This window comes from Janthinobacterium sp. SUN120, from assembly GCF_030397735.1.
In the GTDB taxonomy this organism is placed as follows: domain Bacteria; phylum Pseudomonadota; class Gammaproteobacteria; order Burkholderiales; family Burkholderiaceae_D; genus Janthinobacterium; species Janthinobacterium kumbetense.
Map to the genome: position 1 here is coordinate 1,705,516 of NZ_JAPUBW010000001.1, position 26,049 is coordinate 1,731,564.

The 26,049-nt window shown below is 65.4% G+C and carries 20 protein-coding genes; 4 read left to right on the plus strand and 16 right to left on the minus strand.

The annotated features are described in order from the left end of the window. Positions 1 to 2 precede the first annotated feature (2 nt). Positions 3 to 1,529 (minus strand): CoA-acylating methylmalonate-semialdehyde dehydrogenase, encoded by a 1,527-nt coding sequence (locus O0879_RS07445; RefSeq protein WP_289915684.1) that lies wholly within the window; start codon positions 1,527 to 1,529, stop codon positions 3 to 5. Positions 1,530 to 1,555: 26 nt separating this feature from the next. Then, complete coding sequence (locus O0879_RS07450) at positions 1,556 to 2,773, minus strand: ABC transporter substrate-binding protein (protein ID WP_289915688.1); 1,218 nt, start codon at positions 2,771 to 2,773, stop codon at positions 1,556 to 1,558. A 124-nt stretch (positions 2,774 to 2,897) separates the two neighbouring features. Between O0879_RS07450 and O0879_RS07455 the strand changes: the two genes are divergently transcribed. The 3 genes from O0879_RS07455 to O0879_RS07465 all read left to right on the plus strand — a co-directional run bounded on the left by O0879_RS07455 (position 2,898) and on the right by O0879_RS07465 (position 6,368). Further along, positions 2,898 to 3,815 (plus strand): LysR family transcriptional regulator, encoded by a 918-nt coding sequence (locus O0879_RS07455; protein WP_289915689.1) that lies wholly within the window; start codon positions 2,898 to 2,900, stop codon positions 3,813 to 3,815. A 43-nt stretch (positions 3,816 to 3,858) separates the two neighbouring features. Beyond that, entirely contained in the window at positions 3,859 to 4,389 is a 531-nt protein-coding gene (locus tag O0879_RS07460) for an isochorismatase family protein (protein ID WP_099664454.1), read from the plus strand. A 107-nt stretch (positions 4,390 to 4,496) separates the two neighbouring features. Then, positions 4,497 to 6,368 carry a hypothetical protein gene (locus O0879_RS07465; protein ID WP_289915693.1) on the plus strand — a complete coding sequence of 624 codons (1,872 nt, stop codon included), beginning with the start codon at positions 4,497 to 4,499 and terminating at the stop codon, positions 6,366 to 6,368. 7 nt (positions 6,369 to 6,375) lie between these two features. On the opposite strand, the gene O0879_RS07470 is transcribed toward O0879_RS07465, so the two are convergent. The 9 genes from O0879_RS07470 to O0879_RS07510 form a co-directional block, all read right to left on the minus strand. Further along, positions 6,376 to 7,533: a heparan-alpha-glucosaminide N-acetyltransferase domain-containing protein gene (locus O0879_RS07470; RefSeq protein WP_289915695.1), complete on the minus strand. Its 1,158-nt coding sequence runs from the start codon at positions 7,531 to 7,533 to the stop codon at positions 6,376 to 6,378. A 9-nt stretch (positions 7,534 to 7,542) separates the two neighbouring features. Continuing rightward, complete coding sequence (locus tag O0879_RS07475; protein WP_289915697.1) at positions 7,543 to 9,630, minus strand: TonB-dependent siderophore receptor; 2,088 nt, start codon at positions 9,628 to 9,630, stop codon at positions 7,543 to 7,545. Positions 9,631 to 9,700: 70 nt separating this feature from the next. Further along, positions 9,701 to 11,443: an ABC transporter ATP-binding protein gene (locus O0879_RS07480; RefSeq protein ID WP_289915698.1), complete on the minus strand. Its 1,743-nt coding sequence runs from the start codon at positions 11,441 to 11,443 to the stop codon at positions 9,701 to 9,703. Continuing rightward, on the minus strand, positions 11,440 to 13,176 hold the full coding sequence (locus tag O0879_RS07485; RefSeq protein WP_289915699.1) for an ABC transporter ATP-binding protein: 1,737 nt from the start codon (positions 13,174 to 13,176) through the stop codon (positions 11,440 to 11,442). The genes O0879_RS07480 and O0879_RS07485 overlap by 4 nt, the downstream gene beginning before the upstream one ends. Then, on the minus strand, positions 13,173 to 13,958 hold the full coding sequence (locus O0879_RS07490) for an ABC transporter ATP-binding protein (protein ID WP_289905452.1): 786 nt from the start codon (positions 13,956 to 13,958) through the stop codon (positions 13,173 to 13,175). The genes O0879_RS07485 and O0879_RS07490 overlap by 4 nt, the downstream gene beginning before the upstream one ends. Next, positions 13,955 to 14,947, minus strand: a complete 993-nt coding sequence (locus tag O0879_RS07495) for an iron ABC transporter permease (RefSeq protein ID WP_289905600.1) — start codon at positions 14,945 to 14,947, stop codon at positions 13,955 to 13,957. The genes O0879_RS07490 and O0879_RS07495 overlap by 4 nt, the downstream gene beginning before the upstream one ends. 74 nt (positions 14,948 to 15,021) lie before the next feature. Then, positions 15,022 to 16,146: an ABC transporter substrate-binding protein gene (locus O0879_RS07500; protein ID WP_289915701.1), complete on the minus strand. Its 1,125-nt coding sequence runs from the start codon at positions 16,144 to 16,146 to the stop codon at positions 15,022 to 15,024. A gap of 4 nt (positions 16,147 to 16,150) precedes the next feature. Further along, entirely contained in the window at positions 16,151 to 18,310 is a 2,160-nt protein-coding gene (locus O0879_RS07505) for a TonB-dependent siderophore receptor (RefSeq protein WP_289915702.1), read from the minus strand. Between the two features lie 119 nt (positions 18,311 to 18,429). Beyond that, a complete protein-coding gene (locus tag O0879_RS07510) occupies positions 18,430 to 19,290 on the minus strand; it encodes an AraC family transcriptional regulator (RefSeq protein WP_289915703.1) in 861 nt (286 codons plus the stop codon). 183 nt (positions 19,291 to 19,473) lie between these two features. Between O0879_RS07510 and O0879_RS07515 the strand changes: the two genes are divergently transcribed. Further along, positions 19,474 to 19,797, plus strand: a complete 324-nt coding sequence (locus O0879_RS07515) for a tetratricopeptide repeat protein (protein ID WP_289915704.1) — start codon at positions 19,474 to 19,476, stop codon at positions 19,795 to 19,797. Positions 19,798 to 19,804: 7 nt separating this feature from the next. On the opposite strand, the gene bla is transcribed toward O0879_RS07515, so the two are convergent. The 5 genes from bla to O0879_RS07540 form a co-directional block, all read right to left on the minus strand. Continuing rightward, the gene (bla, locus tag O0879_RS07520; RefSeq protein ID WP_289915706.1) at positions 19,805 to 20,746 is read right to left on the minus strand and encodes a subclass B3 metallo-beta-lactamase; all 942 of its coding nucleotides are present in this window, start codon (positions 20,744 to 20,746) and stop codon (positions 19,805 to 19,807) included. A gap of 81 nt (positions 20,747 to 20,827) precedes the next feature. After that, the gene (locus O0879_RS07525) at positions 20,828 to 22,591 is read right to left on the minus strand and encodes a M56 family metallopeptidase (protein WP_289915709.1); all 1,764 of its coding nucleotides are present in this window, start codon (positions 22,589 to 22,591) and stop codon (positions 20,828 to 20,830) included. Continuing rightward, entirely contained in the window at positions 22,588 to 22,980 is a 393-nt protein-coding gene (locus O0879_RS07530; protein WP_099664459.1) for a BlaI/MecI/CopY family transcriptional regulator, read from the minus strand. The genes O0879_RS07525 and O0879_RS07530 overlap by 4 nt, the downstream gene beginning before the upstream one ends. A gap of 63 nt (positions 22,981 to 23,043) precedes the next feature. After that, complete coding sequence (locus tag O0879_RS07535) at positions 23,044 to 24,543, minus strand: hypothetical protein (RefSeq protein WP_289915711.1); 1,500 nt, start codon at positions 24,541 to 24,543, stop codon at positions 23,044 to 23,046. 104 nt (positions 24,544 to 24,647) lie between these two features. Continuing rightward, positions 24,648 to 25,994, minus strand: a complete 1,347-nt coding sequence (locus O0879_RS07540) for a DUF3422 domain-containing protein (protein ID WP_289915713.1) — start codon at positions 25,992 to 25,994, stop codon at positions 24,648 to 24,650. Positions 25,995 to 26,049 lie beyond the last annotated feature (55 nt).

A 26,049-nucleotide genomic window follows, 5' to 3' on the forward strand; every position in this document is an offset into this window, starting at 1 on the left:
CCTTACTTCATCGAGATGGTGGTATTGACGCCGCTGCCGCCGTCGTCCGGGGCGAACCAGCGTGCCGTGACGGTCTTGGTCTGCGTCCAGAAGTACAAGGCTTGCTTGCCGTTCGGGCCCAGATCGCCCAGCTTCGACGCGCGCGACCCCGTGAAACTGAAATAGGCGACGGGCACGGGAATGGCCACGTTGATGCCTACCTGCCCCACGTCGATCTCGTTCTGGAACTTGCGCCCCGCCCAGCCGGACGAAGTGAAGATCGAGGTACCGTTGCCGTTCGGGTTGGCGTTGATGAAGGCGATGGCCTGGTCCAGGGTGTCCGTCTCCACCACGCACATGGCGGGGCCGAAGATTTCCTGCGTGTAGACGGAATTCGACGCTGCCACCTTCGAGAAAATCGTCGGCCCCATGAAATTGCCGCCCTCGTAGCCGGCCACCTTGTGGCCGCGGCCGTCGAGCAGCAGCTGCGCGCCTTCATCCACGCCTGCCTGGATCAGCTTTTCCGCCCGCTGCATGGCCGCTTTCGACACCATCGGCCCCAGGTCGGCATCGCGGTCGCTGCCCGGCCCCACTTTCAGGGCCTGCGAACGGGCGACGATTTCCGGCAGCCAGGAACGGGCCTCGCCCACCAGCACGACGACGGAATTGGCCATGCAGCGCTGGCCGGCCGCGCCGAAGGCGGCGCCGATCAGGTTATTGATCGCCTGTTCCTTGTTGGCGTCAGCCAGCACGACGCAATGGTTTTTCGCGCCCATCATCGATTGCGCGCGCTTGCCCGATTCGCTGGCGCGGCGGTACACATGCGTGCCCACGTGGGTGGAACCGATGAAGGAGACGGCCTTGATGTCGGGATGGTCGCACAGCATGTTGACGACGTCGGCGCCGCCATGCACGACGTTCAGCACGCCGGCCGGCAAGCCCGCCTGGTACATCAGTTCGACCAGATACATGGTCGAGGACGGGTCCTGCTCGGACGGTTTCAAGACAAACGTATTGCCGCAAGCGATGGCGATAGGGAACATGAAGCACGGCAGCATGACGGGGAAGTTGAAGGCCGTGATCCCGGCGCCCACGCCCAGCGGCTGGTAGATATTGTAGACATCGACACCATTGGCCGCGTTTTCCGCGATTTCGCCCAGCTGCAGGGTGGCGATCGAGCACGCGTGTTCCACCACTTCCAGGCCGCGCATGACCTCCCCTTCCGCGTCGGGCAAGGTCTTGCCATGTTCGCGCGTGATCAGTTCGGCCAGGGCGACTATGTTTTCGCGGATCAGGTGCTGGTACTTGAGCATGATGCGCATGCGCGCCGCCAGCGGGGTATTACGCCAGGTTTTAAAGGCTTCCTTGGCCGTGGCGACGGCCAGATTGACTTCGTCGGGCGTGGAAAACGGCACCCTGGCGACGATTTCCTGCGTGGCCGGGTTGACGACGTCGCGCCATTCGCTGCTGGTCGAGGCGTGGTGCTTGCCGCCGATGTGCAGGGGGACGGCGGGGACCGGGGTGACTGCGTGAGTGAGGGCTTGGTTCATGTGAGGCTCCGTAAGGTATTCGATGGTTATTTCTTGACCAGGTTGCACGCCGCCGCATCCATCGGCTTGAATGCCTGGTCGGCGGGGATGGTCGACAGCACTTTCAGGTAATCCCACGCGCCTTTGGATTCGGCCGGGGTTTTGACCTGCACCAGGTACATGTCGTGGATCACGCGGCCGTCGGGGCGGATGGAAGCGTTGTTCATGACGGCATCCTTGATGGGCAGCTCGCGCATCTTCTGGGCGACGACCTTCGAATCGTCGCTTTTCGCGGCCGCCACCGATTTCAGGTAGTGGTAGACGCTGGAATACACGCCCGCCTGCACCATGGTCGGCTTGGCGCCCTTGTTGAGCGCCTCGAAGCGCTTGGCGAAGGCGCGGCTGCGGTCATCGAAATCCCAGTAAAAGCCGTCCGCGTAGACGAGGCCCTGGGCCGTTTCCAGCCCCAGTGCATGCACGTCGGAGAGGAACACCAGCAAGGCGGCCAGGCGCTGATCCTTGCCGCTGCCGATGCGGAACTCGCGCGCCTGCTTGATGGCCGATACCGTGTCGGCGCCGCCGTTGGCCAGGCCGATCACCTGCGCTTTTGACCCTTGCGCCTGCACCAGGAAGGACGAAAAGTCGGACGCGTTCAGCGGATGGCGCACGGCGCCCAGCACCGTGCCGCCGTTGCGCTTGACGACTTCGCTGGCATCCTTTTCCAGCGAATGGCCGAACGCGTAATCAACGGTGACGAAGTACCACGATTTCTGCCCCAGTTTTGTCAGCGCCGCTGCCGTGCCGGCCGCCTGCGAATAGGTGTCGAACATCCAGTGGAAGCCGTTCGGCGAGCAGTCTTCATTGGTCAGGCGCCCCGTGGCCGGGCCGCTGAACATGGCGATGCCGCCCTTCTCTTTCATCAGCTTTTGCACGGACAGAGCCACCGAGGAATTGGTCAGGTCGGCGATGGCGTCGACCTTGTCGCGGTCTATCCATTCGCGCGCCTTGGAGGCGGCGATGTCGGCCTTGTTCAAATGGTCGGCCGACAGGATTTCAATCTTCATACCCTTGCATTCCGCTTTCAGGCAATCCTCGACGGCCATCTGGCTGGCGACGACGGAGCCGCGCCCGCCCATGGCCGAATACGGGCCGGACATGTCGGTCAGGATGCCCACCTTGACGACGCCATCGGAAATTTGCGCGTGCGCGCCGGTGAAAGACAGGGAAAGCGCCAGCGCGCCCATGGCCAGAACGGTTTTTTTCATGCGTGTCTCCTGAGGGGTGAGGGTTTTTCTTATATGTATATCTGCATTCTGCATGTGTAAAAATATGCGCTCAAGTTAAATTAATGCATAATTCCTTTGCAAAAATGCACAGAGAGGGTTTGCCATGCTCGATTGGGACAATGTACGGGTCTTCCTGGAACTGACGCGCAGCGCCGGCCTCGTCGATGCGGCGAAAAAGCTGGGCATCGACCATTCCACCGTGTCGCGGCGCATGCGCAAGTTCGAGGAGCAAGTGGGCACGCAACTGTTCGACCGCAACTACGTGGGCTACCAGCTGACGCCCGAAGGCCACCGCCTGATGGAATACGCGGAAACCATGGAAAGCACGGTGTTTGCCGCCACCGAGGAACTGGGCGAACACAATCGCCTGCTGTCGGGCCAGGTGCGCCTGGGCGCTACCGAGGGCTTCGGCGCCATCGTGCTGGCGCCCCACCTGGCGCAGTTTTGCGGCAGATACCCGCACATCAGCGTGGACCTGATCGCCGTGCCCCGTTTCGTCAGCCTGTCCAAGCGCGAAGCGGACGTGGCCATCTCCATCGAGCGCCCCCTGTCCGGGCCGTATGTCGTGACCAAGCTGTCCGACTACCGCCTGAAACTGTACGCCACGCCAGGCTACCTGGCGCGCCACGCGCCAATCACCAGCGTGGCGCAGCTGGCGCTGCACCCGATCATCGGCTACGTAGACGACCTGGTCTTCAGCGCGGAGCTGCGCTACATGGATAACGTGGCGCCCGATTCCCTGCGCGCGTTTCGCAGCACCAGCGTCATTGCCCAGTACCACGCGGCGCGCGCGGGACAGGCGCTGGCCATTCTGCCATGCTTCGTGGCGCAGCAGTCGAACGAACTGGTGCCCGTGCTCGACGGCGAGATCGACCTGCTGCGCGCCTTCTGGATGATCTCGCCCAGCGAGCGGCGCAATATCGCCCGGGTCAGCGCCCTGTGGAACTACCTGCGCATCGCCATCGACCTCAATCACGCCTACCTGATGGGCGAAACGGCCACGCCCAGTTGGCCAAGCTGACTGCGCGCTACACTGTCGCCACAAATGAATAAGGGAGAACGCCATGCTGATGGATGCAAACCAGGCCGTTTTGGTCATTGTCGACCTGCAAGGCCGCTTGATGCCGGCCATCCACGATGCCGGCCTGGTGCTGGCACAAAACCTGCGCCTGGCGAAGATCGCCCGCCTGCTCGACGTGCCCGTGCTGGGCACGGAACAGAACCGCCAGGGGCTGGGGCCGAACGTGGAAGAGATCGCCGCCCTGTGCGAACGGACCTTGCACAAGACGCATTTCGGCGCCTGTTTTGATGGCTTGCAGGACATGCTACCCGCCGGGCGCAGGCAGATCGTCGTCACCGGTTGCGAAGCCCATGTGTGCATGCTGCAGACGGCCATCGGCCTGCTGGAACGCGGCTATGACGTGAGCATCGCCATCGACGCCGTCGGTTCGCGCCAGGCCGCCAGCCGCGACGCGGCGCTGGCCCGCCTGGACAAGCTGGGCGCCCACCTGGTGACGGTGGAGATGCTGGCCTTCGAATGGTTGCGCGACTGCAAGCATCCGCGTTTCCGCGAAGTGCTGGCGTTAATTAAATAATACGCGAGGTTTAAGCCAGATCAAGCCCTTCGGCGGCCCATTTGCTAGCTTGGTAACAGCGCCGCCATTGCGAGCGGCGCGCCGTCCATCTCAGCAAGGGAACCATCATGGCCTATATCCTGCGAGGCAAGCTGTGCGGCTTGATCTGCGCCGAGTGTCCTGAAGCCTTATCCCACGTCATCGTGCGCCTGTACCGGCCGCGCGCGTCGCAAAACGTCACGGCCCTGGCCGTGGCCAGCGCCAAGGAAACCTTCGCCATCCTCACCGATGAAGAAGTGCAGGCCAAGGCGCCCTTCCTGCTGGCCGAAACGCGCACGGATGACGATGGCAACTACAGTTTTACCCTGGCAGGCGATTACCAGGGCGAGGCCGTCGAAGTCGACATCCTGTGCCCTACCGTGCCGCATCTGAAACCGGGGCCGAAAGACCCCGTGCCGCTGCAGTTTTCCATCACCACGCTCCAGCCGCGCTGGCGCCAGGCCGACAATGATTTCCTCGCCGTCTGGGACTATTGCCTGCCGCAGCGCTTCTGGTGCCTGGTGCGCGCCCGCTTCGGCGCCTGGACCATCTGCGGCCGGCTGCGTACCTGCGATGCGCCGCATGCGCCGATCGCCGGCGCCACCGTGCGGGCGTTCGACGCCGACTGGCTGCAGGACGACGCGCTGGGCCAGGCAATCACCGATGCCGGCGGACGCTTCCGCATCGATTACCTGACGTCCGACTTCACCTTGACGCCCTTCTCCCCATTCATCAACGTGGAGTTCGCCAGCGGGCCCGACGTGTATTTCACGGCGCAGCTGGGCAGCGTGACCATCCTGGCGGAAACGCAGGCCAACGGCCGCCAGCCGGGCCGGGAAAACGTGGGCCACTGTTTCTGCGTGGAATTGTGCTCGAAAGAAGTCTTGCCGCCCGACGTGGAAGGCGTGCCGCACTGGCAACAGGTGGAAATCTTCGACATCCACCCATTTCCCTCGCTGGCGGGCTTTTCCCCGCAAGGCTATGCGGGCGGCGCGGGCGCCTCGTATGTCTTCGCCGGCGGCGTCACCCTGAAGGGTAATTGTCCGCTGCGCAACAGCGCCATCCCCGCCAACCCGCTCGAATACCGCTTCCTGATCGGCGAATGGTCCTGGCCCGGCGGCACGGACGATCCCACGGCGCTGCCCACGGTGGCGCCGGCCAGCCTGGCGCCGTTGACGCAAATCCTGGGCACGCATGTCGGCTATGTGTTTTATACGAATGGCCTGGGCCTCGCCGATTCGGCGCCCGTCATCGTCGATGCGGGCGATCTGCAAGCGGGCGGCTGGATACGGGTGGACGGCAAGCCCGTCACGGTGGACATGCGCGATGGCACGACGGCCATCGTCAACGTGGCGCCCAACATCTTCCTGCGCACGTTTGATTTGCTGACGGTGAATACGCCGGCCATCACCAGCCTGCATCCGGCCAAGCTGCCGGGCGGCTTGCCCATCCTCGACGCGGGCCGCAGCCTGACGGCGGCCGAGAGCGAACCAATACGCCGCTACCGCCTGGGCTTCGAAGTGCGCGACGGCATCAGCCTGGCGCAGGTGGCGACGGACGGGCTCGACTCCATCGTCTTCGACAACTCGCCCGTCATCGTGGCGCTGGACCTGGAAGAGCTGCGCAGCAATGCCTGCAACCCCATCGCGGGCGGCCTCGTGCATATCCTGTACACGATCGACCATCCGCATTTGCGCTTCTTCAATATCACGATATCCAACAACAACGGCATCCAGCATCCGCCGCCACCGCTGCCGGCCGCCAGCTTTACCCCACCGCCGCCACCGAGCAACTATCTGTTCCGCGGCGGAGCGGGCGGACCGCATTTATCGGGCAACAATGGCGGCTTCCCCGTCAACGTGGCGCTCGATCCTCCGTGCGCTTACCGCGTGGCGATTGCGTGGCAGACGCGGCATTACCTGGCGTCCAGCCACAGCATCGACAGGCTGTACTGCAAGTAGGCATGCTTCAGAAATAGCGCACCCACGCCCGTTGCGAGGTGCGCTTGTAGTTGGCAAACGCGCGGCAGGGAAAGTACAGCACGGGCATCAGGGCCAGCGCGATCAGCCACACTTGCCAGACATGCTCGACGCCGTAGCGGGTGCCGTGGTTGGCGCCCAGCACGGCCGTCAAGGTGATGCCGATCACCAGCAGCAAATACAGGTGCAGCAGATAGTAAAACATGGGTGCGCCGCCAAAGGTGGCGCAAGCGCGCGTGAACCCGTTATCGACGCTTTCCAGCCAGGCCAGGCCCAGCAAGCCCAGGCCCAGGGTGAACAGGAGGAAATCCAGCGACGGCGGATACTTGGTGAAGTTCAGCACGCTCATGACCGTGCGCAGGGCCGTGTCGCCGGCCACCCACGGCAGGGTTTCGCCGTAGATATTGAAGCCGCGCAGCAGGCCCAAGAGCAGCAAGCTGCCGGCACCCAGCGCCAGCAACAGGCGACGCCGTCCCTCCGGCGCACGACTGCGCGCATACAGGGGCCCGGCCGCATAGCCGAGCACGATCACGCCTATCCATGGCAGCAGCGGGTAGCTGACCTTGATTTTCATGACGCCGTCGGCCACCAGGTAGCCCCGTTGCAGCAGCACCGTCAGCAGATAATAGGCAAAGCTGCCCTCTTCCGCGCGCAAGCCGGTCAACAGATGCTGGCCCGCGATGATCGCCACGCCCAGCAGCGCCAGCACTTTCAATGGCAGCCGGTGCAGCACGGCCAGCGCCATCATGGCCAGGCCGATGACCCAGATCACCTGCAGATACAGCACGGCCGGTGGAAACGCCCCGCTCCAGGCGAAGTTGACGAACACCAGTTCCAGCAGCACCAGCAGCAAGCCCCGCTTGAACAGGAAACCGCTGGCGCTGCGGGACCCGGCCGCCGGATGCGCGTACAGCCAGGCGGACAAACCCGTCAGGAAGACGAACATGGGTGCGCACACGTGGGCCGCCAGGCGCGTGAAGAACAGGGCCGGATCGACGCTGGCAGCATCCATCGGGTCGCTCACCTGGTGGTGCAGGAAGACCGTTTCGCGCACATGGTCGAACAGCATGATCAGCATGACGAGGCCGCGCAATACGTCGATGACGGCGATGCGGGCGCGCAGGGTAGCAGAAGAAGTCGATGTCATGGTGATAGCTTAAAAACGGTAATGCGCATTCAGGGTCAGCGTGCGCTCGGCCCCCGGCGCCACCCACAGCTGACTATAGGAACTCGCATAGTAGCTGCGGTTGAAGATGTTTTCCACATTCACCGCCAGGCGCAGTTTGGCGTTGGGCGAATACGAGGCCAGCAATTTGGCCGTCGTGTAGGCCGGCAAGGTAAAACTGCTGCTGACGGCGACGTCGCCCAGGCGCTCGCCCACGTACTGCACGCCGCCGCCCACGCTGGCCGTGCCCGTACCCAGCGCGAACTGCTGCGTGGCGAGGACATTGGCGCTGTGGCGCGGCACGTTGGCGAAGCGGCTGCCCGTCACGATCGTATTGTCGCCGCGCGTGACGCTGGCGTCCGTATAAGCATAGGCGCCCGAAACGCGCAAGCCGCGCACCACTTCGCCCGACACGTCGAGCTCCAGGCCACGGCTGCCCACCTCGCCCGCTGCGATGGCGAAGTCCGTGTTGGCGGGATTTGTCGTCAGCACATTGCGCTTGCGGATGTCGTACACGGCCACGGTACCTGTCAGCTTGCCCGTTTCCAGCTTCGCGCCCAGTTCATACGAGCGGCTGCGCTCGGCCGGGAAAGCCTGGTTGGCGATGCTGATGCCGCTGTTGGGCCGGAAGCCCTTCGCCGCGCTCGCATACAGCGACCATGCCTTCGTCGGCTGGTAGACGAGGCCCACGCGGGGGCTGGTGGCCGACAGCGACTGGCGGTTGCTGACATTCAGGCGCCTGTTCGTCACGTCCTGCGTGTACGTATCGTGGCGCACACCGACCAGCGCCTTCCACTGCGCACCCAGGTCGACCTGATCCTGCGCATACAGGCCGCGCGCCCGTTGCCCTTCCTGCGTATCGATGGACAGGGCTAGCGGATCGGCCTTGCCGCCATACGCGGGATTGAAGATATCGATGGCATAGGCATTTGCTGCCGAGGGATTGCGCCGCAGCTGCACCCGGTGGTCGTCGAAATGATAGGCGTCGACACCGGCCAGCACTTCGTGCACCAGGGCGCCCGTCCTGAACTTGCCCAGCAACTCGACGCGGGCCGACGCGTCGGTGGCCGAAAAATCGCGGTGGCGGCGCTGGCGGTTCAAGGTGCGGCCATCGGCCAGCAGCTTGTTCGCCTCGGTCGAGTAACCGGTCAATTCGCTGTCGCGGTAAGAAACGCCCGCCTGCACCGTCCAGTCGTCGGACAGCGCGTGGTGGATGAACAGCTGCTGCCCCAGCGACTTGACGGTCATGGGTCCGTCGCCCGGTTCGCCCAGGAAGCGCGAGACGGGGACAAGACCCAGCTTGCCGTTGACGGCCACCACGCCCCGGTCGAACGGCGCGCGCTGCCGCACGGCTTCGATTTCATACGACACGGTCGTGTGTTCGCCCAGCAGCCAGAGGAAGGAAGGCGAAAACAGGCTGCGCTCGACCTTCAAGGTATCGCGGAAGCTGTGCCCCTCTTCATGCGCCGCGTTGAGGCGGTAGGCGATGGTGCCGCTCACGGGACCCGTCAAATCGACGGCGGCGCGGCGCGTCTGGAAACTGCCGAGTGAAAAATCCACGCCATATTCGGGCGCGAACTTCGGCTTTTTCGTCGTGATATTCACCGTGCCGCCCGGCTCGCCCCTGCCATACAGGGCCGATGCGGGGCCTTTCAGCACTTCCACCGCTTGCGTATTGCCGCCGTCGCGCATGCCGTTGTAGCCGCGGCTGGAACTGAAACCGTTGACCATGTAGTCGGAACCGAAATTCGGGTCGCCCGTGAAGCCGCGCATGGCGTAGCTGTCCCACAGGCCGCCCAGCGGACTTTGCTTCGCAATGCCGCTGGCCAGCTCCAGCGCGCCAGCCAGGGTTGTCACGCCCGCGTCGCGCAGCAGGTCGCCGGTGAACACGCGCACGCTTTGCGGCAAATCCATCAGCAAGGCATCCGTCTTGGTGGCGCCCGTGGCCGACAGGCTGCGGTAATGCTGGCGCTCCGCGCTGACGGTGACGACATCCTGCCCAGCGGGTCCATCCGCCAGGGCCAGCGGACTGGCAGCGGCCAGCAGCAGCGCCATCGGACGCTGTAAAAAGAGGCACATGGGGATTCCTGAAAGAAAATTACATGCAAACGAATTGCATTATAAATGATAATTCACTCTCAATAAAAGCCTAGACTCCCAGATGCCAGCCCCGTGCCTGGCCCGCCTGGCGCTGCATGCCGCTGTAAACGCCGCCCTGCCGCAGCAATTGCGCATGCGTGCCCCGCTCGACGATGCGCCCCGCCTGCATCACCAGGATCTGGTCCGCCTGCGCGGCAATCACCAGCCGGTGCGTGGCGACCACCACGGCATGGGTACGCGCCAAGCCGGCCAGGGTGGCGATGGCGCGCCGTTCGCTGATGGCGTCAAGTGCCGACAGCGGTTCGTCGAACAGCATCAGCGGCGCGGGTTTCAACAAGGCGCGGGCGAACGCCAGCCGCTGGCGCTCCCCGCCCGACAAAGCCCAGCCGCCTTCGCCCACCACCGTGTCCAGGCCCTGAGGCAAGGACTGCGCCAGCGATGCCAGGCCGGCCGCCGACAGCGCCGCCAGCAGATCCTGCGCCGCGATCTGCCGGCCCAGGCTCAGATTGTCGCGCAGGCTGGCCGGCAGCAGCCAGGCATGCTGGAACATCGGTGTCGCCAGTTTGGCCAGCGCGGCGTCGTCCTTGGTCCGCATATCGACGCCGCCGGCCAGCAGCACGCCGCTATCGGGATCCATCTGGCGGCACAGCAATTGCAGCAAGGTCGTCTTGCCCGAGCCGGAAGCGCCCGCCAGCACCGTCAGGGAACGCGGAACAATCTCCAGCGAGACTTCATCGACGATGGGGCGTCCGCCGCGCCGCACGCAGACATGGCGCGCCTCGGCGGCTGGCGCCCCCTGTTCCGGCGCGCCGCCGGGCAACGCCAGCACGGGCAATTCCCGCTCCGCCAGCACGCCATCCAACTGGCGCAGGGCGTGGGCCACCTGTTGCAGGGCAGCGCCCGTGTGCACGACGGCGGCCATCGCCTCGGCCAGCACGGTGGCGACGATCAATGTCGCCAGCAGCGCCGGCACATCGAGGGCGCCGGCCAACACCTGGCGCAAGCCGATGGCCAGCAACAGCGCATACGCCAGCTGCGCCGCCACGGTAAACCCGAGAGCGGCGGGGAACAGCAAACGCTGGGAACGCCTTTCCGCCTGGCGCTGCGCCATGAGCGACTGTTCCAGCATGGCGCTGCCCAGCCCGGACCGGCCCGTGGCGCGCAGCACGGGTTGCGCCGCGATATATTCCAGCACGCGGCCGTTCGCCTCGGCGCTGCTGGCCGCCAGCGCCGTCTCGGCCCGGCTGCCGCAGGCCAGCGCCCAGCGATACACGAACGACAAGGGCGGCATGGCCAGCAGCAGCACCGCACCCAGGCGCCAGTCGACGGCCAGCCAGAGCAAGCCGACCACCAGCGGCGCCAGCACGGCATCGAACAGGGGCTGCAGCAAATGCGCGGGCGCGCCCATCACGGCCATCACGCCGCCAGAGGCCAGCTGGCGCATATCGCCGGCGCGGCGCGGCGTGCACCAGGCCAGCGGCAGGCGCACGATTTTATCGGCCAGGCGCCGGTGCAGCGCATGCGCGCAGTGGGCGCCGGCCGCATAGCCTTTCAAGCGCGTGACATGGCGCAGCGCGGCGCTGGCCGTTGCCAACAGCAGAAAAAGGACCAGCCATGCACCTTGCGCCTGCCCCGGCTGCGGCGCCAGCCAGGCGCGCAGCAGCGGCAGCAGCATGCACAGGGCCAGCGCACTCAGGATACTGTTGGCCCCCATCAGCGCCAGCGCAAGGCGCAACTTGCCGGCGGCCGCGCCATCAAGCAGGCGCAACAGCAAACGCACGGCGGCGATCATGCCGCCACCTCGTCAACCAGGCTTTGCGCCTCCCACAGGGCCGCATACGCGCCCCGCGCGGCCAGCAGTTGCGCATGCGTGCCCAGCTCACACAGGCGGCCGCCGTCGAGCAATGCGATCTGGTCGGCCTGCACGATGGTCTGCAGCCGGTGCGCCACCACCAGCACCGTGCGTCCCGCCAGCAAGGCCGACAGGCCAGCCTGCACCTGCGCTTCCGACTCGGGGTCGAGGGCTGCCATCGCCTCGTCCAGCACGACGATACGGGGATCGGCCAGCAGGGTGCGGGCGATCGCCAGGCGCTGCGCCTCGCCACCCGACAGCGCCAGGCCTTCGCCCAGCAAGGTGTCATACCCTTGCGGCAAGGCCGTGATGCGGGCATGGATGTGCGCGGCGCGCGCCGCCGCTTCCACCTGGGCATCGCTCGCCTCCGGCCGCCCCAGGCGGATGTTGTCGCGCGCGGACAGGCGCAGCACTTGCGCGTGCTGCAAGACAAACCCCACACGCGCATACAACACGGCGGGATCGATCTGGCGCACATCGACGCCGCCGACGCGCACGGCGCCGGCCGTCGCGTCCCACAGGCGCGGCAACAGCATGGCCAGGGTCGACTTGCCGCCGCCCGACGGCCCCACCAGGGCTGTCACGCTGCCCGCAGGCAGGCATAAATCGATGCCGTGCAACACATCGGTACCGCCCGGATAGGCAAAACGCAGCTGTTCAAAACGCACATCGTCGCCGGCGGGCAGCAACGGCGCTTCCGCCTGCGGCATGGGCGCCTCGGCCAGCAAGGCGCCTATCCTGCGCGCCGCCGCCAAGCCGCCCTTCAAGCCATCGGCGCCGTGCCCCAGCGCGGCCACGGGCGCGCACAAGGCCATGCCCAGCAAGGCAAACGGCAGCATCTGCGCGGGCGCCATCGCCCAGGTTTGCGCACCCAGCCAGGCGCCGCTCACGACAAAAGCCAGCACGACGGGCGGCGACAGCAGCACATCGACCAGCGCGCCCATGCCGCCCCAGCGCCGCACCCAGGCCAGAAACTGCCGCGCATGGCGTCCCGCCACCGCATCAAAGCGTGCTTGCGGCAATGTCTGCTGCGCATACGTCTTGAAGACGGCCATGCCCTGCACCAGCTCCACCATCGCCGCCGCCAGTTCGCCGCCCGTGCGCTGCAACTGCGCCAGCCCCTCGCGGAAGGCTGGCGCGGCCATGCCCCGATAGCGCCACCAGGCCAGGGCTGGCGCGACCAGGGTGATGGCCGTCATGCGCCAGTCCGCATGCAGCAGCCAGGCCAGGCATGCCACGGGAGCGACGACCACGGCGGCCAGGTCGGACGGCGCATGCGCCACCAGGCGGTGCAGCGCAGCCACGTCAGCGTGCACGATTTCGTTGACCCTGGCCGCATTGCTGCCCGCGTACCAGCCCAGCGGTACCCTGGACAACTGCCGCGCCAGCCGCAGGCGCAACTGGCACTGCAAGTCCGCATCGGCCAGGTGCGTCAGGTGCAGCCCCAGCGCCGTCGTCAGCTGACGCAGGCACAGCGCCGCCAGTGCCAGCCACAGCACTTTCCAGGCGCGGCCGGCATCGACATCCGATGCCAATAGCAAGGCGCCCAATTGCGCCATGGCAACATATGGCAGTACGCCGCACAGGGCGGCCAGCGCCTGCAGTGCGCCAGCCCCCAGCAAGCGGCCCCGCACGGGCGCCAGCAAGGCCGATAATTCGCGCCAGTCGCTCACAGTGTCCCCTCCACGCAGACGACGGCACCCGCGTCGAGCTGGCGTACCCTGGCTCGTACCCGGTAGACGCGAGCGATCAGGGCGGCGTCAATCACGGCATGCGGCGCGCCGGACGCCGCCAGCACGCCATCGTGCAGCACCATCACCTGATCGGCGCAGCCCAGCGCCAGGTTGATGTCGTGCAGGACGATGACGGTAATCAAACCATGTTCGCGCGTGGCGCGCCCTATCGCCTCGATCACCTGGAACTGGTGATACAGGTCCAGCGCGCTGGTGGGCTCGTCCAGCAGCAGCACCTTGGGCTGGCGCACCAATGCCTGGGCCAGGCCCACCAGTTGGCGCTGGCCGCCCGACAGCGCCTCGACCTGGCGGCTGGCCAGGGGCAGCAAATCGAGGCGCGCCAGCACGGCCTCCACCCTGGCCACGGCGCCCGCATCGACCTTCGCCCCCAGCCAGCCTTCGCTGCGCCCCGCCATCGCGGCGCTGAGCACAGCCTCGAACACGCCCAGCCGCGTGCGCGAGGGCAGGCTTTGCGGCAGGTACACCATGCTTTGCGCGCGCCGGGCTTGCGGCCCGCAGGCCAGGTCCACGCCATCGAGCAGCACGGCGCCCTGCATCGCCTGCAAGCCGGCAATGCCGCGCAACAAGGTCGATTTGCCGGCCCCGTTCGGGCCGATCAGGGCAGTCACGCTGCCCGGCAACAAGGGCGGCAGGCTGACGCCGAGCAGCACGTCGCGCCGTCCGTACGCCACGCAGGCATTGCGCACCAGCAAGCCGCTCATGCCGCACCTCCCCGCTGGCGCATGACGATGGCCATGAAAAACGGGATGCCGACCAGCGCCGTGACGATGCCGACGGGGATCAGCACGCCGTCGATCAGCGTCTTGCTGCAAATCGAGGCCAGCGACAGGATCAGCGCACCGGCCAGCGCGGACGCGGGCAACAGCAGGCGGTGGTCCTCGCCCACCAGCAGGCGCGCGATATGCGGCGCCACCAGGCCGACGAAACCGATGGTGCCGACAAAGGACACGGCCAGCGCCGACAGCAGGCTGATACGCAGCAGGGACAGCATGCGCAAGCGGCCCACATCGACGCCGAAGCTGCGCGCGCGGTCCTCGCCCATGGTCAGCGCCGTCATGGCCCAGCTGTCGCGCACGGCCCAGGGCGCGATCACGGCAAGCGCCGCGGCCAGGATGGCGATCTTGTCCCAGGAAGAGCGCGACAGGCTGCCCATGGTCCAGAACACCAGTTGCTGCAAGCTGTCCTGGCTGGCGACAAACTGCAGCAGGGCCACCAGCGCATTGAAGGCAAACACCAGCGCAATGCCGAACAGCACCAGGCTTTCCACGCCGAAGCCCCGCCAGCGCGTCAGCAGGTGCAGCAGGCCGACCGACGCAAAGGCGAACAGGAAGGCATTCGCCGACACCACGTACTGGGGCGGCACCCCGGGCAAGCTCCAGTTCAGGACGATGGCCAGCGCGGCGCCGAACGAGGCGGCGGCCGACACGCCCAGGGTGAACGGGCTGGCCAACGGATTGACGAGGATGGTCTGCATCTCGGCGCCCGCCAGCGCCAGCGCGGCGCCCACCAGCACGGCCATCAGCGCATATGGCAGGCGCACATCCCACACGATGACCTGCTCCATGCGCGGTACGCCATCGGGCTGCAGCAGCACCTGGAACAGGCGGGACATGCCCATGCCGGACGGTCCCGTGGCGATGTCCAGCGCCAGCGAGACGGCCAGCGCGCACAGCAGCGCGCCCACCAGCATGACGCGGCGCACATGGCGCTGGCGGTACGCCACGCCCGCCGCCATGGCAGGCAGCGCTTGTGTCAGCACGGCGCTCACGGCTGCATGTCCACGAACAGCACGCCCGTGGCGGGAATCGGCATGAAACGGCGATACATTTCAAGGCGCGTGCGGGCCGGGTCCAGGTCCGCAAACAGCTCAGGATGCAGCCACTTGGCCAGCGCCTGCACCGCCACCAGGTGTTCGGGCGAGTCGTAGAACACATGCCATAGGCCGTGCGAGCGCCTGCCATTTTTTTCGCGCACGGCGCGCAGTTGGGCCGTTTCCGTGCGCGAGGCCACGGCGCGCAGGCTGCTGCGCGCCTGCGGCAAGGTGGCCTGGTAACCGAGGGTCACGCCCCCCTGCCCGCTGGCGAACACGCCCGTCGCCACATACACGTCGGGATCGCGCGACAGAATGTATTCCGGGTTCAGGGTGCCGATGGGGCCGGGAATCTTGCCGGCGCCGATATTCTCGCCACCGGCCAGGGCGATCATCTCGCCGAAATTGCCCGTGCCGGGAGAGCCGCAACAGCCCTGCAAGCCCGCCAGCATGTCGACAAAGATGCCGGGACGGCGAAAGCCCGGCCTGGCCTGCGCCGCTTGCACGGCGCGCGCCACTTGACCCACCTGCTCCTCGTAAAAGGCGATGAAGGCGGCGGCCTGCGCCTGGCGGTCCAGCGCCTGGCCCATCAGGCGCATGCTGGGCACGGTATTTGCCAGCGGATGGTTGCTGAAGTCGACAAAGATCACGGGCACGCCGGCCGCTTCCAGCTGGCGCACGGCGTCGCTGCCCGGCGCGGGACCGTGGCCGCCCGACAGGGCCAGGATGGCCAGGTCGGGCCGCAAGGACAGCGCTTTTTCCACGCTAAAACTGTCGGCCGACGTGGCGCCCACCAGGGGCACCTGCTCCGCTTGCGGAAAGACCTTGCGATAGGCCGCGTAGCCCTGCACATCCAGGTGGCGGAAATCACCCTGCCAGCCCGCCAGGCGGGCAAAGGGATTTTTTCCTTCCAAGATGGACAAGGTGTAGATCAGGCGGCCCTCACCCAGCACGACGCGTTGCACCTTGTCGGGTACGTTCACCGTGCGTCCCGCCAGGTCGGTGACGGTGACGGCTTCAACCGACAAACTGATGCAGGACAGCAACGCGGCGGCCAGCATGGATACGATTTTTCTCATGGCATCACCACGCATGCTTGACGGTCAGCAGCAAGCGGCGCGCATCGCCCGTGCTGCAATTGCTCGATGAACAACTGTCGTAGTAATGCTTGTTGCTCAGATTCGTCACGTTCAACGCCAGCTGCGTGCCCCGCAGGGACGGCGACAGCCGCAGCAGATCCAGGTCCAGCGCCAGGTCCGTCAGCAGGTAGGACGGTACGTCGATACGGTTGGCGGCGTCGGCCTTGGTGGCGCCCGTGTAGCGCAGGCCCAGGCCTATGCCCAGTCCCGCCAGCGGGCCTTGCACCAGTTTGTACTTGCCCCATACGCTGGCCATGGTCTCCGGCATGCCGACGGGACGCTTGCCCACTTCATTGACGTTATTGCTTTTACTCACTTCCAGGCGGTTCCACGTGACGTTGGCCGCCACGTTGAAATTGCGCGTGAGATTGGCCAGCGCATCCAGTTCCACGCCATGCGATTTGATTTCGCCCGTCTGCAAACGGTTCAGCGAATTGTTCGGGTCCAGGGTCCGCACGTTTTCCTGACGCAAATCAAACACGGATGCCGTGAAAAATCCGTCGAAACCGGGCGGCTGGTATTTCACGCCCACTTCCGCCTGCTTGCCCTTGGTGGGGTCGTAGGATTTGCCATAGAAATCGTTGCCCAGCACGGGGTTGAACGAGGTCATCAGGCTGACGTAAGGTGCCAGGCCGTTCTCGGCCAGATAGACGGCGCCCGCCTTCCACGTCAGCGCGTCATCCTTTTGCGACGGCGGCGTGACGCCGTCCAGGCGGTCGCGCGTGGACGTGTCCGACCAATCCTTGCGCAGTCCCGCGCTGAGCACCCATTGCCGCGCCAGCTTGATCTGTTGCTGCGCGTACAGGCCGTACTGGTCCGAGCTTTGCACGGTGCTGGCATAGCGCTCCGGCGTGGGCAGCATATGGCCCAGGTAGACAGGCTGATATATATCAATCTCGGCGCCGGCCGGGCCGCCATTGAGCACATAATCCTCTTTCGTGTGACGGTAGTCGAGGCCCACCAGGGTTTCGAATTCGGCGCCGCCGCTGCGCCAGCTGGCCTTGGCATTGTTATCCAGCGACCAGCTCTCGCCATCGATATCGAAGAAATATGGCGTGCGGCGCAAGGTGCGCTGGTCGGCCAGCAGGCGGCCCTGGATGGTTTCCGTGATCAGGTTGACCCGCCCGTAGCGGGCCTTGGAATGCACGCTCCACACGTCGTCGATGCGGTGTTCCAGCAGATAGGCCAGCGAGTATTGCACGCGGTGATTGTCCAGGCCCTTTTCGTTGAGCATCTGGTTGTAGGGAAGGCGGCCATGGCGGTTTGGCAACAGGGTGCCCTGGATGGGCGCCACCACGGCGGGCGGACCGAACTTGTCGCGCGTGTAATCGGCCAGCAAGGTCAGGCTGGTGGCCGCGCTGGGGCGCCAGGCAAGGGCGGGCGCGAAATATACCTTGTCGTCCGGCACGCCTGTGAATTGGGAATCGCTATCGCGCAGCAAGCCCGTCATGCGGTAAGCCCAGTCGCCGCCCTCGCCCACGGGGCCGCTCACATCGCCCTGCACCTGCTTGCGGTGGAAGTTGCCCGTCTGCAATTGCAACTCCCGGTATGGCTGAAACAGCGGCTGTTTGCTGATCTGGTTGACGATGCCGCCCGGCGAATTCTGGCCATACAGCACGGAACTGGGTCCCCGCAACACTTCCACCGCTTCCAGGCCATACGGCTCGACCTTGGGCCAGGCTTGCACTGTGGTGCCGCGCAAGCCGTCGCGCAGCATGCCGTTGCTGCCCACGTCGAAGCCGCGGATCTTGACGTTATCGAAACGATCATAGCGCTGCGAAGCGGCCATCGACGGACTGGCCAGCACGCCGGCCGAATAACGCAGCGCCTCGCCGACAGACTGGATGCCCTGGGCATCCATCTGGTCGCGCGTGATGACGGAAACGGAAGCGGGCGTTTCGATCAGCGCCGTATCCGTCTTGCTCGATGTCGTGCTTTGCGTGGCGATTTTCAAGCGCTGCGCTTCGATCGTCACGCCTTGCATGGCTTGCGGCGCCTCCGGCGCTGCGGCGGCATAGGCGGCGCGGCAAGCCAGGACCAGCACGAGAGGAATGGGAACGGCGCGCACAAGGCGCGGCAAACGGTGGGACTGCGAGCGTGACATACGGTGTGTCCTTCCAGACTTTAAATGAGAATGAATATCATTCATCATAAAATCTGGCAGCACCGGCTGCTTTCGTTATCGGGCCTTCGGCTTACGAAAAACGGAAAAGATGCAACCGGCTATGCGCGCGCAAGCTGGCTGGGCGGCATGCCGAAACGCTTGCGAAACAAGGTGGAAAAATGCGGAATGGCATAGCCGACAAAGCACGCCACCTGCGTCACCGTATAGCCGCCCGCGCTGAGCATGCGATAGGCTTCCTGCAAACGGTAATCCTGCACATGCTCGAACACGCTGACGCCAAACAGCTGGCGAAAGCCGGCCGTCAGCTTCTTCACGTTCAAGCCGCTCAATCTGGCTATTTCAGGCAAACCCAGCGGTTGCTGGAAATGCTGCTCGGCCAGCTCGCGCGCCTGCTGCAGGCGCTCAATCTCGAAGGCGCTCAAATCCGCGCCGCCAGCGCCGCCCCGCGACCGTCCCAGTACCCGGTCGCTGGCCACGGCCGCCATCTCCAGCGCCTTGCCCGCCATATACATGTCGCGCACGGCGCCGTCGAAGGGGCACATCAGGATCTGCGTGGCGATGGCCCGCAGGGCCGGCGTCAACACCTGGCGCATCACCAGCACGCCATCACGGTGCAGCTGCTGGCCGCCCGTGACGGCCAGGCGTTCCAGGTCGAAACCGCTGCGCTGCGCATGGCCCGCGTCGAGTCCCACTTTCACGTAGCGCTGCAAGGTATTCGCTTCAAAGCGGTCGCAGCCTTCGTGGCGGCCCCGCGCCAGCACCAGGTAGACGCCCGCATCGGTAATGGCGAACGGCGCGCGGCCATCCACGCTGCCGCTCAACTTGCCGTTCAGCGAGACGATGACTTGCAAACCCTCGAACACGGGCGTATTGACGGTGATGGGAGTGGGTGACAGCACGAAACCGGCCGACAAGGTCAGTTCGGAAGACAGATGCCGCGTCCACACAGTCGATACCACGCCCTACTCCATATGAGAATAATTCTCATTTATGGTAACACAGCGAAGTCTCGGATGCGTGCCGGCCATGGAAGATCTGCGCCAGAAAATCCACGAACGCTTGCACGGTCGAACGCCGGCTTGTTACAGGCACGCGGAAGCGTTAATATGCAAGAATATACTTGCATATTAATGAGGCCGGGCATGCGTGAAAAGCTGGAAAAACTGTTGGCGCAGGGGCGCGACAACGCGCTGCTGCGCTTTGGCTTGGGCGACGCCTGCCTGAAAGAGCATGACGCGCAGCAAGCGGCCCTGCACCTGGCGCAAGCCACCGTGCAGCAACCGGGCTATTCCGCCGCCTGGAAGCTGCTGGGCAAGGCCTTGCAACAACTGGGCCGGCTGGATGACGCGCAAGCCGCCTGGACCACCGGCATGACGGTGGCCCGGCAGCAAGGCGACTTGCAAGCGGTCAAGGAAATGACGGTGTTCCTGAAACGCCTGCAAAAACAGCAGCAGGCGACACAGTAAAAACGGTTTAGTGCGCGTGCGCCGCGCCCTTGGCCTCCGCAGGCAGCGTTTCACCCCGCTCCTTCGCCAGGCGCTTGGCCAGCAAGCCGCCCGCTTCGGCCGCATAGGCGCGGCAGGCGCTGGCGTCGATCAGGGGATTGTCCGTACCGCTGCGCCTGGCGGCCTTGCCCAGCACGTCCGTCGTGCCCGGATGCACGGGGATGATGATGTCGCATGGCAAGGCCGCCACCTTGGCGATGCTCGCTTCGAACGAGGCTGAGATGTCAGGCGTGCCACCCTTGCCCGCGCCCTTGCCCGTATAGCGGAAATCGCCGCTCGCATACGGGTTCAAGCTGTCCGCATACACGACGTCCAGGCAGCGGTCGCCTTCGCACGAGGTCCACGTCCACGTCGTGCCGCCTGGCGTGTGGCCCGGCGTCATGTGGGCCGTCAAGGTCAACGGTCCGACCTTGACGGTATCGCCCTCGCCCACCAGGCTGACCTTGCGCACCTTGGCGACGTGCACGACGGGATTGGCCTGGTACTGCGGATCGTCCTTGCCGTTCGTGCCGCTTTGCAGGCCAAGGGCGCCCGAGGCGCTGGCCATCACGGTGGCGCCGCTGGCCCTTTGCAACGCGGCAATGCCACCCGCATGGTCCCAATGGGCATGCGAATTGAGGATGACTTTCACGTCCTCGATGCGAAAGCCCAGCGCCTGGATATTCGCGATGATCAGGGGTGCCGATTGCGGCAGCGCGCCGTCGAGCAGGATATGGCCCTGCGGACTCGTCACCAGCACGGCGGACAGGCCAGCCGTGCCCACATACCAGGTATTGCCAAAGACATTGAACGGCTTGACGGGCGCGTTCCATTCCTTGCAACTATCACAATTAACAGGTTTATCCTGCACCGGTGCGGGCGTCTTCGCCTGCACCGTGCCAGCCGCCATGGTCGCAACCGTAGCCAGCATCAACTTCGCCAATAGTGTCATCTTCATCTCCAGAGTGTCAAAAAGAAGGGCGCCCGCACTGGCGCGCCCGGGGGGGGGGTATCAATGCATGCGGCCGGTCCTGTCGGCCAGGGTGTCGCGGATGTGTCCGGCGTCGAGCGAGCGACGCTGCGCGCCGGCGGCGTCCAGCAGCACCACGGTGACGTGCTTGCCGCCGCTGCGCATGCGCATCGTCAGGCAGCTGCCCGCCGCGTTGCTGCTGCCCGTCTTGGACAGCAAGATGTCCCAGCCCTTGCCGCCCACCAGCGGGTTGGTATTGTGCAAGGTGCGCGTCCTGCCGTTGACGGCCACGCTGGCCTGCGGGTGGCTGGTGATGCGCGCGATGTCCGGATAGCGCGCGGCCGCCGCGACGATCTTCGCCACTTCGCTGGCCGTCGACGTATTCGCCGGTGAACTGCCGACCGGATCCGTCAGGGTGGTGCGCGTCAAACCCAGCTGGCGTATCTTCGCTTGCAAGGCTTGATGAAACGCCACGCTGCCACCGGGATAAGTGCGCGCCAGCGCGGCGGCGGCGCGGTTTTCGGATGGCAGCAGCGCCAGTTGCAACAGCGCGCCGCGCGACACGGCCACGCCCTCGGCCAGCAGGCTGTGGCGCTGCATCGAGGAATCGCCATCGGCGCGCACGATGCGCAGCTGTTCCTCCGGGTCGAGGCCCGCATCGAGCACCACCATGGCCGTCATCAGCTTGGTGATCGAGGCGATGGGCACGACGGTGTCCGCATCCTTCGCCATCAGCACCTTGCCGCTGGCGTCATCGAACACCAGCATGTGTTTCGCGCTGACGGGCAAGGCCAGCATGCCGGAGGCGGCCTCGGCCAGGGTCGCCCCGTTGACGGCGGGCTTGCCCTGCACCTGCAGCAGCAGGGTGGCGCAAGCCAGCAACAAGGCGGGCACGGCCAGTTTCCAGCCGGCCGTATCCGGGCCGGGCGCCATCAGGCGTTCTATGCGCGTCAGCAAAGCTCCGCCCCGTGCCGACATCAGCAAGCCGGAATGCTGCGGCACGGCAGCGTGCAGGGATAGCGCATGCAGCGCCGTGGCCAGCTGTTGCGGGTCTTGCAGCGCTTGCGCCGCCAGGGCGTCGGCCACCTGCTCCCTTTCGGCCCGCATGCGCGCCGACAGCCACCAGACGACGGGGTGAAAAAACAGCAGCGCCTCGGCCACGCTTTGCAACAGGTTGACCAGGTAATCCCAGCGCCGCACGTGGGCCAGTTCATGCGCCAGCAGCGCTTCCAGCAAGGCGACGGGCATGCCGCTCAGCAAGGCGGCCGGCAGCAGGATGATGGGGCGCCAGAAGCCCACGGTGACGGGGCTGGCCAGGCCCGCGTGCAGCTTCAGCGGAATCGGGCCACTGCGGCGCAAGCCCATGCGCTGCGCCAGCGCATCGAGGCGGGCCTGCCAGATGGCTGGCGCGGCCACAGCCTGGCGGCGCAGCTTGCCGACCCAGGCCAGGCCCAGGCACAGGCGCAAGCTCATCAGGGCAACGCCCGCGCCCCAGGCCAGCACCAGGGCCGGCATCCACGCTTGCAGCGCGGCACGCCAGGCGGGCGGCGCGTCCACCGGCAGCCGGGCCGGCGAGACGCCCGACAGCAGAGACAGCAGGTGCACAAAGGGAATACACAGGCACAGCAGCAAGGCCAGCGCGCAGACGGCATAGCGCCAGCGCGCGCTGGCGTGGCGCAGCAGCCGGAGCAATACGGCAGATACGGCGCCGACGATCAAGCCTTGCCAGACGAAATACAGCAAGACCCAGCCCAGCGCGGGGACAAGGTTGCCCACATCGATGCCGAGGTGCATGTCCACGTTCATGGCGCCTTGCCATCCTTGCTGCTCAGAATTTTTTCAATTTCCAGGCGTTCCGCGTCGCTCACGTGCTCGCGCAGCGCCGTCAGCACGAGCGCCTTGCCGGAACCGGAAAACACCTTGCCGATCAAGTCCTTGAGCAAGCTGGTCTGCAGCTTTTCCTGCGCTTCGACGGCGGCATACAGCTGCGGCCGCTGGCTTTCATCGCGGCTCAGCAAGCCCTTGCCATGCATCAATTGCAACTGGCGCAGCACGGTGGCGTAACTGGCGTCGGCACGCTCCGCGGCCAGGGCGTCATACACGGCGCGGGCGTCGGACGGACCGCGCTGCCACAGGATGCGCAGCAGGTCCAGTTCGGCGGCCGTGGGATGGGGAGTGGAGGTATTTTTTAGCATGACGCTAGAATACCCAGTCTAGAACGCCCTGTCTAGAACTTTTTTTCTAGATTGCCGGCAAGCCTAGAATTCGCGCAAGCGGTCGAACAAGTCCAGCAAGGCCGCCTCATCGACGAGTGCCGCTCCCTGCCCGCCCGCTTGCTGCAATTGCTGCCGCAGCTGGGCAAGCAATTCCGCCAGCACCGTGTAGATTTCCTCGCGCTCGACCGTCTCGATGATGCTGGCGCGCCGCTCGATCTTGTTGAATGCCTCCACATAGGCGGTGACCATCGCTTCCAGCGCGGCGGCGGCGGCCGTCGCCGCCATGGCCGCATCGATGCTGCGCGTCACGGCCAGCATGTTCTTGTAGGCCAGCGCCGCCTTTTTCGCATACGCAGGGGAAATTTGCTCGCGGCCATCCCAGTCGCGGAACGGGTTGAGCAGGTTTTCAGCCAGCCATTCCGGCTTGCGCGCCTTGGTGACCGACAAGTCCAGCCCCTGCGCCGCCGCTTTCTTGTAGCCGGCCTTGATGGCCTTGGCGACATCGGCTGGCAAGCTGGTCAGCCACAAGGCCGACAGCTGCGGCAATTGCGCGGCCGATGGGAACTCCTCCGCCGTGAAGCCGAACAGGTCATAGGCGGTGAACGTCCGCAGCCGGGTCAGCTGCGCAAGGCTGGCCATCTGCGACGCCATTCCGGGTTTGCCCCAGATGCGCAAGGAGGTCAGATGGGGAAAACGCCGCGCCACTTGCGCCAGATCAACTTCTTTCATGCCGATCAGCGACAGGCCGCCCAGCTGGCCGAGGCCGTGAAACGGCGGCAGCGCGTGCTTGCACTGCAGTGTCAGGTGGCGGCCATCGGCGCCATCTTCGATGCGCAGCGCCGGCGATGGCGCGCTGTCCAGCGCGAGAAGGTTCAAGCCTTCGTTCAAGACGAGGCTGGTGACGCCATCGGGCTGCAGGATCAGGCGTTCCAGGCCGCTGCCGCTGAAATCGAGCGCATGCACCGTCGATGATTGCCAGTCCAGCTCATTGATGAAGGGATTGCCTTGGATAAACTCCATCAAGGCTTGCGTGCCGTTGCCCGTCTCGATCGACATCAGGCAAGGCAGTTGCTCCAGCTCGGACACGTCGCCCAGCGCCTGCAAGACGCTGTCATTGATTTTCGTCGCGTCTTGCCGGAAGACATGGCCGCCCAAGGTCACTTCACGCTTGTCCGACGCGGCCTTGAACTGCTGGCGCCGCAGCGGATCGATGCGCTCCCAGTTGCGCTGGCGCAGCACGCTGTCGCCCACGTACCAGGCGCTGCGGTAGCTGTTGACTTCCACATCCACCAGCGGCGCGATATTGCCAACGAGCGTATAGCCAGGCGGCACGTTCGCCGTGGCATAGCAGTGATCGTGGCGATTGTTCCAAAAGAAATAATCGCACAGCAGCGGCCGCATGGCTTGCACGGCCGCCGCATCGGGCAAGGCGTCGCCGGTCCAGTCCAGCTCCAGCACGGCAGCTACCGGCCTGGACGAGGATGCATCCTTGATGCGGGTGACCTGGCAAGCCACATACTGCTGCAGCTCGGGCGAAAACACACTGTAAACATCTCCAACATTCGCTAGCACGCAACTTCCTTTTCAAAACACCTGACGGTCGAATGTTGAAAGATAGCAAAAATGACAGCGCGATGTCGTCCTGTTCAGTCCGCGTGCAGCTTGTGGTGCATGCGGCGCAGTCCCAGCCACACGGCGGCCGCCACGAACGGCACCAGGGCGCCGACGAGGATTTCCGGATTCACGGGCAAGCCCAGCACCTTGGCCGCCTTGCCCGTGTAGCTGAACAGGCCGATCACGTAATACGAAATGGCGGCCACGGACAAGCCTTCCACCGCTTGCTGCAGGCGCAGCTGCTGCGCGGCGCGGGCGTTCATCGATTGCAGGATTTGCCGGTTCTGCAACTCCTGCACGATGCCCACGCGCGTGCGCAGCAAGTCATTCGTGTTGGCGATGCGCTGGGCCATCGCTTCCTGGCGGCTGGCCATCGCTGCGCACGTATTCATGGCGGGCGTCAAACGGCGGTCCATGAATTCCTCGACCGTGGGGATGCCTTCGATGCGCACTTCGCGCAACTCGTCGATGCGCGCCTTGACGAGGCCCATGTAGGCTTTCGAGGCGGAAAAACGGTAGCTATTGTCGAGCGACAGCTTTTCAATGCGGGCCGCCAAACGCGTGATGCGGTCGAGCAAGGTTTGTTCGGCCACGCCTTCATCGGCCTTGACCAGGCCAGGGGCATCGTCCGTGTCGACCATGGCGGCCGCCAGGGTCGCCAATTCATTCTCGATGGCATTCAAGGATGGCGCCGCCTGCATGGCGTAAGGCAAGCCCAACAAGGCCATCATGCGGTAGGTTTCGATTTCCAGCACGCGCTGCACCAATCGGCCCGACTGCTGCGAACGCATGCCCGCGTCGCGGATGACGAAACGGCTGAAGCCGTCGGACTGGATGGTGAAATCCGTCCACAATTCGCCGCCCTGCAGCACCTTGCTGCCGGCCAGGGTATTGCCTTCGAACACGCGCGACAAGCCCTGCATGAAAATCTCGGCCGGCTCGGTCGCCTGCTCCAGCACCACGTGCGCCGCCACCATCAGCTTGCCCTTCAAGCCCGCCAGCCATTGCTGCGGCAATTGCGCCAAAGGCATGCGCTCGAACGCCTGCTCCAGGGGCAAGGCGCTACCGGGATGCTCGGCGAAGGTGAAGGTGGCAAATTCCGTGTGGCATTCCCATTTCAGGCGGAAGCGGCCGAAGTCGTAATAAAAATACTTGGCTTCGGTGCTTGGCGGCGTGACGCCGAAATGCGTGCACAGGGCCGCCAGGGTGGCGTGCTGGGCCGCCATATTCGACGCACCCGGCGCCGCGCTGTCATCTTTATACACGGCCAGATGGGTGATCAGCTCGGGGGCGTCGAGCTGCAAGAATGGCCGCGAGTGGATTTCCGCGGCCAGCGGCACGCGCAAGGCGTGGTTCAAACTGGAGTTAATCAAGTGCATGATAGCCAAAGGTAAAGTTGCAAAACTGCTTAGACCCTCGCGGGTCTGATTGTCA